The organism is Clostridium tyrobutyricum, from assembly GCF_019144085.1.
Lineage (GTDB): Bacteria > Bacillota > Clostridia > Clostridiales > Clostridiaceae > Clostridium_B > Clostridium_B tyrobutyricum_A.
Genome location: NZ_JAHHUY010000056.1, coordinates 1 through 7,244 on the forward strand (window position 1 = coordinate 1; position 7,244 = coordinate 7,244).

General features: G+C 28.2%; 8 protein-coding genes. 2 read left to right on the forward strand and 6 right to left on the reverse strand.

The features are described from left to right. Nucleotides 1-272 precede the first annotated feature (272 nt). On the reverse strand, nucleotides 273-1,442 hold the full coding sequence (locus KM800_RS14705; RefSeq protein WP_217813760.1) for a pyridoxal-phosphate-dependent aminotransferase family protein: 1,170 nt from the start codon (nucleotides 1,440-1,442) through the stop codon (nucleotides 273-275). A gap of 218 nt (nucleotides 1,443-1,660) precedes the next feature. Between KM800_RS14705 and KM800_RS14710 the strand changes: the two genes are divergently transcribed. Beyond that, on the forward strand, nucleotides 1,661-2,257 hold the full coding sequence (locus tag KM800_RS14710; RefSeq protein WP_217813761.1) for a uracil-DNA glycosylase: 597 nt from the start codon (nucleotides 1,661-1,663) through the stop codon (nucleotides 2,255-2,257). Here KM800_RS14710 and KM800_RS14715 read toward each other — a convergent pair. From KM800_RS14715 to KM800_RS14735, 5 genes are read right to left on the reverse strand one after another with little or no spacing between them, the layout of a single operon-like run. Continuing rightward, on the reverse strand, nucleotides 2,254-3,087 hold the full coding sequence (locus tag KM800_RS14715) for an alpha/beta fold hydrolase (protein WP_217813762.1): 834 nt from the start codon (nucleotides 3,085-3,087) through the stop codon (nucleotides 2,254-2,256). The genes KM800_RS14710 and KM800_RS14715 overlap by 4 nt on opposite strands. A gap of 3 nt (nucleotides 3,088-3,090) precedes the next feature. Next, nucleotides 3,091-3,534 (reverse strand): VanZ family protein, encoded by a 444-nt coding sequence (locus KM800_RS14720; protein ID WP_217813763.1) that lies wholly within the window; start codon nucleotides 3,532-3,534, stop codon nucleotides 3,091-3,093. 12 nt (nucleotides 3,535-3,546) lie between these two features. After that, the gene (locus KM800_RS14725; RefSeq protein ID WP_217813764.1) at nucleotides 3,547-4,488 is read right to left on the reverse strand and encodes a M42 family peptidase; all 942 of its coding nucleotides are present in this window, start codon (nucleotides 4,486-4,488) and stop codon (nucleotides 3,547-3,549) included. Nucleotides 4,489-4,529: 41 nt separating this feature from the next. Then, nucleotides 4,530-5,543 (reverse strand): M42 family metallopeptidase, encoded by a 1,014-nt coding sequence (locus KM800_RS14730; RefSeq protein WP_217813765.1) that lies wholly within the window; start codon nucleotides 5,541-5,543, stop codon nucleotides 4,530-4,532. Further along, nucleotides 5,534-6,559 (reverse strand): M20/M25/M40 family metallo-hydrolase, encoded by a 1,026-nt coding sequence (locus tag KM800_RS14735; RefSeq protein ID WP_217813766.1) that lies wholly within the window; start codon nucleotides 6,557-6,559, stop codon nucleotides 5,534-5,536. Before KM800_RS14735 ends, KM800_RS14730 begins: the two co-directional genes overlap by 10 nt. A gap of 132 nt (nucleotides 6,560-6,691) precedes the next feature. Between KM800_RS14735 and KM800_RS14740 the strand changes: the two genes are divergently transcribed. Then, nucleotides 6,692-7,186, forward strand: a complete 495-nt coding sequence (locus KM800_RS14740) for an HD domain-containing protein (protein ID WP_217813767.1) — start codon at nucleotides 6,692-6,694, stop codon at nucleotides 7,184-7,186. Nucleotides 7,187-7,244 lie beyond the last annotated feature (58 nt).

Sequence of the window (7,244 nt, forward strand, 5' to 3'; positions counted from 1 at the left end):
TGTTTAATTTTCAAGGATCATTCATCTTCTTGTTTCCTGCCGTCTTACTCAGACAGCTTTTATAGTATATCACTTGGCTTTTTGTTTGTCAACACTTTTTTATTAATTTATTTCTTATAATAAAAACTGTTGATTTAACTTCTGTTGCTTCGCTTCCGTGACAACGAATATTATTATATCACAGCTTCTTATCCTGTTTGACATCAATTTACCTGTCTAATATATTTATTCCATAATTACTCCTACATTCTATATATTTCTACATTTTTCGCCTACTGATACACTAGGTTATGTTTGTTTTCAGTATTCTTAACACTATTTAAAAAACATGAAGACATGTCACACGCACACTTGAATCCAAACTTCTCCAGTGATTGTTGAAGAGCATATAGAGTATAACTTACTCTATCATATCTTGCATTTTCACCCATATGTCCTATTCTTATAACTTTTCCTTTCAAATATCCAAATGAACCAGCTATCATTACATCATAATTTTCCTCCATATATTCTCTAAGTTTATCGTCCCGAATTCCATCTGGTACTTGTATTACAGTAACTGTACTAGAGTATCCATCTTCAGTATACAAATTAAGCCCAGCTTTTCTTACTGCATATCTTGTACTAGATGCTATATTTTTATGCCTATTTAATATTTTCTTATCTTGCAACATATTATCTACAGCTTCTCTTAAACCATATATATCACTTACTGGAGGCGTATATGGAAACCACTTATCTTCATAGTAATTTTTCCAAACGAGTAAATTACAATAAAAAGACCCTATAGGACTTTTCCTATTTTCCATAGCCGAAAAGGCATCTTTACTTATACTTACAATCGTAAGTCCTGGAGGCGCTGAAATGCATTTTTGGGATCCGCCTATAACTATATCTATATTCCATTTATCTACTTCTAAATTCTCGCCTCCCATAGCTGCAACACTATCTACTACAGTTAATATTCCATATTTTTTAAGCAATGGACATATTTTTGATATATCATTTAAAACTCCAGATGGAGTATCACAATGAACTACTGTAGCATATTTAAAATCATTATCCTTATCTAAAAATTCTTTCAAATCTTCTACATTTATTGCATGTTTTCTATCCGCTTTAAAAAACACTACTTCCCCACAATATAATCTTATAAAATCGGCGAATCCTTCTCCAAATATTCCATTATCTATTACAAGAACTCTATCACCTTTTTCAGTTAAAGATGCACATGCTGCTTCCAATCCCAATATTCCTTCTCCACACAATACTCTAACTTCATTTTTAGTATTTAAAACTTTACCTAATCTATTACAAGTCTCCTTATAAAAGTCATAAAATTTATTATCCAGATCCGGATTAGTACATCTTATACTCCTTGCAATTCTTACATTTTCACTAACTTCAGTTGGTCCTGGTGTCATTATATATGGAACTTTCATAAAATTCACTCCTAATTTTTTATTGATTATGAAAAATTATATCATGGTTTAAATTTTTTTAAAAATGTATCGTTACAACTAAAATAATAATTACTATAGTTAATAAAATAATATTTTGGTATAATCTATATAAATATTTTAAGTTACATCTAGAATACTTTTATAAATAAATTAGAATTATATAAAGTGAATCTATAAACTAGAAAGGATCAATTCATATGCATGAATATGAAAAACTCAAAGAAAAAATCAAATTAATATCTGAAAACTACATTAATTCACCAATAAGTGGATATATTACGGGAGATGGCCCCCTTCCATGTAATATATTATTTGTAGGAGAAGCTCCTGGCAAAACAGAAGTTCAAGAAGGCAAACCCTTTGTAGGAATGGCAGGAAAAACTTTTGAAAAATATCTAAACTATGTAGGGCTTACAAGAGATAATGTAAGAATAACAAATACCTGTTTTTTTAGGCCCATAAAAATAAGCGAAGGAAAAACTGGTAGAAAAACTATAAAAAATAGAACTCCCAAAGTTTCAGAGGTATCCTTATTTAAGGATATTTTAGATGAAGAAATCAATATTGTGAATCCTAAAATAATTATAACTCTTGGTAATATACCATTAAAGAGATTAACAAATTTTAAAACCATAGGGTCTTGTCATGGTGTGCTTTTCTTTAATGAACAACTGCATAAATATATATTCCCCATGTATCATCCATCATCTCTAACCTACAATAGAAATGAAGATTTCAAACAAATGTATGTAAATGACTGGACAAAATTAAAGGAAGCTCTAAAACAATTTTAGAGCTTCCATAGCTTAAATTTTTCAATTCTGTCAAGCCATTCATTGACCAAACAATTAAATAATTTTTCCTGCTCTATTTGAAGATTATGTCCCGCTCCATCCAATATTGAAAAAGTAGCTCTTGGGTAATTATCTATAATACACCATGCATCTTTATATCCTACACGAGAATCCTGATGCCCTAAAAGTATAAGTGCAGGTTTATCAAACTTTGTATTAATCTTATCTACATCAAATGTAAATTTAAATCCATTTCTTTTTAACTTCTTCAAAAAGTCATGATCAGCTGCTTTTACACCAGATGCAACTTCAGCTTCATACCTTCTATAAGTCCTCTTATTTTGAATTGTCAGCATTTGACTAAAACCTTTAGCATCATTTGGAGATAATTTACCCAATAGATCCTCATCTTTTATCAAAACAACTCTTTCAGGTAAATTTCTATCTTGCATGTTCGGTATTATAACTGGACATATTAATAAAATTCCATCTACCATATTTGCCATTTTATAAATTATACCTCTTGATATATATCCTCCATATGATTCACCTGCTATAATGAATTTTTCATTTGGAATAATATTTTTAATAAAATCAATTATTATATCAAGTACAATATCCACATTATTTATCCATTCTTCACTATTTGATTCACCCATGCCTGGTAAATCAATATATATTCTCTTATAATTTTTTCTATTTTTAAATATAGGTTCCATGCATCCCATCATCAATCTATGATCTGCAGCATATCCATGAAGCATAATAACTGGTTTTCCATGTCCTACTATTTCATAATTCAATAAAAGATCTTTTATTTTATATTTCATATTCTATAAATCTCTCCTATATTTATTCTTTCTACAACTGTGAAACAAACAACATAAAAGTGATGCAAAACCTCCAGAAGTATCTATTATAACATCCCTTATTCTTGAAGATCTGCCTGGAACAAAAAACTGATGTATTTCATCAGAACATGCGTATAAAAATACTATTACTATTGTCAATAAAAAAGTATTCTTCATTTTAGATTTTTCATATAGTGCATTAAACAACAATATATATAAGATAAAATACTCTGTGAAATGAGAAAATTTTCTTACTGCAAAATTTGCTAGATTCCCAAATACGCTATTAAGATTTATTCCTAATTCATTAAATAGATATACAATAAATTTACTCTTTTCATCAGATGCAACCCCTGATTGACTTGAAAAGTAAAATATTAAAATCAGCCATAAAAATACAAGTATCCATTTGATTTTTTTATTCATCTTAAAACCTTTCTAAATTAATTCCTGTAATAATTTTATTGTTTCATCTATATCATCAATAGATACCATTTCAGATATTGAATACTTATATCTACATGGTACATCAATTTCACCAGTTCTTATACCAGACAACTCTTTATGTAAAAGTCCTCCTTCTGATTCATCTTTATCTATACTATACTGTAATTTGACATCTGACTTTTTAGATGCATCTTCCAACATAGCTTTTATATCTTGATGGATTATCAGTGTTTTATCCATTATTCTCAATACCGGACCTTTACCTATATCTATATTTTTTTTCTTTTCATCAATAGAACTTGATTTTTTAGTGCCAATTACAACAGCATAATCTGGTTCTATTATTTTTGCAGCAACCCTTGCACCTACTCCTCCTATTTCACCCTGAGTTGAAAATACAAAGTAGACTTCTATATCTTCTCTTTTAAAATTTTCTATAAGTTTTAAAAGTATATAACATCCTATCTTGTTATGAAGCAATGGACTCACTATATTATTATTACCTACTACTAAATAAGGTCCTATAAGAGATGCTGTATCTCCTTCTTTAATATTTTTTAATACATCTTCTTTTTTATTCATGCCTATATCTACAAATATTCCAGACTCACAACAATATATCTTTCCCAATGTACCATTTTCAAATCTTATAAAACTATGAGAAACATCTTCTTTCCTAAATGAACCAACACTTTCCATACTTATCAAACCATCTTCACATATATCATTAACTATAAAACCCGTTGAATCCATATGTGCACACAGCATTAATTTATTTTTTCCAGAACCTTTTTTTACAACTATATTTCCAAAACTATCTATATATGGATCATATCCATTCTCATTTAAATGCTTTCTTATTAAATCTCTTATCTTATCTTCATTGCCACTAATTCCATATGAATTAATTAAATTTACTAGTAAATTATCCATAAATTTGCTGCCATATGAAGCAGCTTTCAACTCCTCTCTAGTTAAAATGATTTTATATATTTTTTTAATAACTCTATTGTATTTTCATAATCATTTAAATCACACATAGACACAATAGAATTCATATATCTACATGGTATTAATATAGACAAAATTTTTATACTTGAACCTGTAAGCTGTGCAGCTGTAGATTGTCCTTCTTTTCTTGTTCCTGCTATTTTTTGATAAACTATATTTGATTTTTCTGCAATACTTCTAATACATTGTACATTAGATCTATCAAGCATAGAAATTCCAGCTTTAAATGGGATAATTGGACCTCTTCCAAGAAATATCGTAGTATCCTTATTTGTTTTAGTATCCACTAAATCATTTGCATTTACTGTATCAATAGAAACAAAAATATCAGGTTTTACACTATAATTAGATGCAAATACACCTCTTTGTCCTATATTTTCCTGAACATTAAATGCTGCATATAGATCACAATCAGAATCTTCTTTTAACATATCAAGCAAAATAGAACATCCTAATCTACCATTTAAAGCTTTGGATTTTATGATATTATCAGAAAATTTTTCAAATTGTATGTTAAATTGTGCAAAATCTCCTAAATTTATAATACTTTTAGTTTCACTTTTAGAATATGAACCTATATCTATACAAAGATCATTTAAAGATATACTGTGAGTTCTTTCTTTTTTATTTTGTAAATGAATTGGTTTTAATCCTATTACTCCTCTTACTTTATGTTTTCCTATTAAAACTGTTTTACATGGAAGTGAATTTATATCCATAGAACCTAAAGTTGAAAATTTTAGAGTTCCATCACTATTATATGATGTAATTACAAGTCCACACTCATCCATATGTGCTGATAGCATTATCTTTAAATTAGATTTATCATTTTTACCTTTTTTATGAACTAAAATATTTCCCATATTATCAATGGAAAATTCTAAATTCATAATCTTTAATTCATCTTTTATTAAATTTCTAGTATCTCCCTCATAACCAGATGGTCCTATAGAATTACATAGCTTTTCTAAAAGCAAAATAATCCCTCCAATTCACTGCTACTCAGCTCTTGAATAAATCTTGCAAGAAGTCTTCCTGTGTTTCTTATATCATTCATATTAACTATTTCTACTGATGTATGCATATATTTTATAGGTATTGATATCAATAAAGTAGGTATTCCGCCTTGTGATGTCTGAATATCCCATGCATCAGTTCCTGTATTTCCTGGTTCAACTTCTATTTGGTATGGTATATTATATTTTTTAGCAGTGTTTATAATTCTTTCTCTAAGTTTAGGGTGTATATTAGGGCCTATACATATAACTGGTCCTCCATTTAAGGCATTCTCTCTATCCAAATCTCCCATTGAACCCCCATCGAAGGTTACATCTACTGCTATACCAATATCTGGCTTTATGTCATAGCTGGCCATTGCTGCTCCTCTATGTCCCACTTCTTCCTGGCATGAACAAACAAAATAAATATTCAAATCTGGAGTTACATTTTTAAGCTCTTCTGCACAAACATACATAGATGCAATGCTTGCCCTGTTATCAATAGACTTACAACTAATATTAGAATTCAATAATTCTGTCATCTTTCTATCTAATGTAATATAATCACCAATTCTAACTAAGGATTTTAATTCATCACTATTTAATCCTGTATCTATATACAAATTTTCTTCAATTAATTTATCAGCCACTATTTTAGATTTTAAAGCTACAATTCCGCATATATCATGTCTTCCATGAATAAGAACTTTTTGGGATACAAGACTTTTAGTATCTATTCCTAAAGTTTTAAACTCAATGAACCCTCCATTTAAAATCTTATCTACCATTAAAAATACTTCATCTGCATGTGCCATTATCATTACTGTATTAGTTCCTGTACCCTTTTTATGTACATATATATTATTTAATTTGCTAATCTTTATATTATCTGCGTATTCACTAAAATTATCTTTTATAATAGGAAAAATTATGTTTTCTTTTCCACTTGGTACATGAGCTTCGCAAACTTTTTTCAAAAAATCTAAGTCTTTCATTCTTTACCTCCTATCGGATAAATTGCAAATCCATTATATATCTATATTGATACATAAATTAAAATAGATTATTATGTATATAATAACATATTATCACGTTTTACAATAAAATATAAAACTTAGGAGGAATTTATGACAAAATTATCTGGTTTGGTTATTAACAAAATGATAAGTTATTTTAATAATGATGTTAAAAGAATAAATCACGCTTTAAAAGTATACAGCTTTAGTAAAAGCATAGGTGAATTAGAAGGATTAGATGAAAAAGGAATGCTTGTATTGGAAATATCTTCTATACTTCACGATATAGGTATAAAACAGAGTAAAATAAAATATAATAGCACTGCAGGAAAATATCAAGAACTAGAGGGACCCCCAATAGCTCGAGAACTTCTTAAAGATATAAAATTAGAAAAAGATATATTAGATAGGATATGTTTTTTAATAGGTAATCACCATAGTTATAATAAAATTGATAAAATAGACTTGCAAATATTAGTTGAAGGTGACTTTTTAGTTAATGCTTATGAGGATAAACTAAATTATGATCAAATAAAAACTGTTAAAGATAAATATTTTAAAACTAAGACAGGAAAATGTTTCTTAGACACTATTTATAAAGAATAGCATAAATAAAAAAGATAGTCCAATAGACTATCTTTTGGTGGCTCACCGGGGAATTGAA

Excerpts from the sequence above, each read along its gene's own strand:
- KM800_RS14705 (WP_217813760.1), bottom strand. The coding sequence starts at position 1,442 with ATGAAAGTTCCATATATAATGACACCAGGACCAACTGAAGTTAGTGAA.
- KM800_RS14710 (WP_217813761.1), top strand. The coding sequence starts at position 1,661 with ATGCATGAATATGAAAAACTCAAAGAAAAAATCAAATTAATATCTGAA.
- KM800_RS14715 (WP_217813762.1), bottom strand. The coding sequence starts at position 3,087 with ATGAAATATAAAATAAAAGATCTTTTATTGAATTATGAAATAGTAGGA.
- KM800_RS14720 (WP_217813763.1), bottom strand. The coding sequence starts at position 3,534 with ATGAATAAAAAAATCAAATGGATACTTGTATTTTTATGGCTGATTTTA.
- KM800_RS14725 (WP_217813764.1), bottom strand. The coding sequence starts at position 4,488 with ATGGATAATTTACTAGTAAATTTAATTAATTCATATGGAATTAGTGGC.
- KM800_RS14735 (WP_217813766.1), bottom strand. The coding sequence starts at position 6,559 with ATGAAAGACTTAGATTTTTTGAAAAAAGTTTGCGAAGCTCATGTACCA.
- KM800_RS14740 (WP_217813767.1), top strand. The coding sequence starts at position 6,692 with ATGACAAAATTATCTGGTTTGGTTATTAACAAAATGATAAGTTATTTT.